At 63.5% G+C, this 1,656-nt stretch carries 2 protein-coding genes; both read left to right on the forward strand.

Annotated features, from left to right (window positions below):
• Positions 1-1,064 (forward strand): ATP phosphoribosyltransferase regulatory subunit (locus A2I95_RS36160; RefSeq protein ID WP_291737337.1); only part of this gene is annotated, 1,064 nt, incomplete at its 5' end.
• 2 nt (positions 1,065-1,066) lie between these two features.
• Positions 1,067-1,656, forward strand: a 590-nt coding sequence (locus A2I95_RS36165) for an ATP phosphoribosyltransferase regulatory subunit (protein WP_291737338.1), incomplete at its 3' end; no start/stop codon positions are given.

Below are 1,656 nucleotides of genomic sequence, written 5' to 3' on the forward strand. Positions count from 1 at the left end.
CCGTCGGTACCGCCTCGATGGCTGCCGATGCCGAGATCTGCGCGATGCTGTCCGACACGTTGGAGACCGTCGGCATTCCGCGCGGCGACTATCTGGTGCGTGTGAACAACCGCAAGGTTCTGAACGGCGTGCTGGAGGCGATGGGCCTGGGCGAGGGCGATGCCAAGCGCGACGACGTGCTGCGCACTATCGACAAGTTCGACAAGGTGGGCGAGGCCGGCGTGCGTGAGCTGCTGACCAAGGGTCGGCTGGATGCTTCGGGAGCCTTCATTGACGGGGTTGGCTTGTCAGGCGATCAGGCGGCGCCGGTGCTGGCCTTCCTGACCTCCAAGGCAGCAGACACGGCTGGCACCCTTGCTAACTTGCGTGCAGCTGTGGGTGACAGCAAGGCCGGCCAGGAGGGTATTTCCGAGCTGGAACAGATCAGCGAGCTGCTGGCGGCCGGCGGTTATGGCAAGGACCGGATCGAAATCGATCCCTCGGTTGTGCGCGGGCTTGGCTATTATACAGGTCCAGTGTTCGAGGCAGAGCTGACCTTTGAGATTTTCGACGAGAAAGGCCGCAAGCGGCAGTTCGGCTCGGTTGCGGGCGGCGGGCGCTATGACGGGCTGGTGAAGCGCTTTACCGGCCAGGAAGTGCCTGCGGTGGGTGTGTCTATTGGTGTCGACCGGCTGCTGGCTGCACTGCATGCCAAGGGACGGCTCTCGGCGGAAGCAACTGGCCCTGTGGTTGTCACCGTAATGGACCGCGACCGGATGGCGGATTACCTGGCGATGGTGGCGGAGCTGCGCAACGCGGGCATCCGGGCCGAGGTTTATCTGGGCAATCCCAAGAACTTCGGCAACCAGCTGAAATACGCGGACAAGCGAAACTCGCCTGTGGCGGTGATCGAAGGCGGCGACGAAAAGGCCAATGGCGTAGTGCAGATCAAGGACCTGATCCTAGGCGCCAAGATCGCCGAAAGCGCCACGCTGGAAGAGTGGAAGGAACGTCCAAGCCAGTTTGAGGTGCCGCGCATGGAATTGGTGGCCAAAGTGCGTGAAATCCTGGACGGGCAAGACTGATCATGGCTGTTCGATCAAAAATTCAGGCCCGCGCAGCTATGCTGCGGGTCCAGTTCGAGGCCGCAGGCGCGCAGGTCGTGGATACACCGCTCTTGCAGCCGGCCGGTACGTTGCTGGATCTTTACGGCGAGGACATCCGTGCCCGCGCCTATGTGACCACAGACGCGCTGCGTGGTGAGCAGATGCTGCGTCCGGATTTCACGGTTCCGGTGGTGGAGGCGCATATGCGCCATGGCGCCGAGCCTGCACGCTATACCTATTCGGGCGAGGTGTTCCGGCGCCAGGAGCTGGATCCGGACCGGCCCAATGAATATCTGCAGGTCGGCTATGAGGTGTTTGAGCGCAAAGACGCGGCGGCGGCGGATGCCGAAGTGTTTGCGCTGTTCGCGCTGCAGGTGCGCGGTCTGCCCCTGCGCGCGGCGACCGGCGATATCGGCATTCTTATGGCCGCGGTGCTGGGGCTGAACACCACGGAAAAACGCAAGGCGGCGCTGATGCGCCATATCTGGCGGCCGCGGCGGTTCCGGGCGTTGCTGGACCGGTTCGCAGGCCGGGCATCGGTGCCGGAGAACCGCAAGAAGCTGCTGGAGAC

It is taken from the genome of Leisingera sp. F5, from assembly GCF_001593695.1.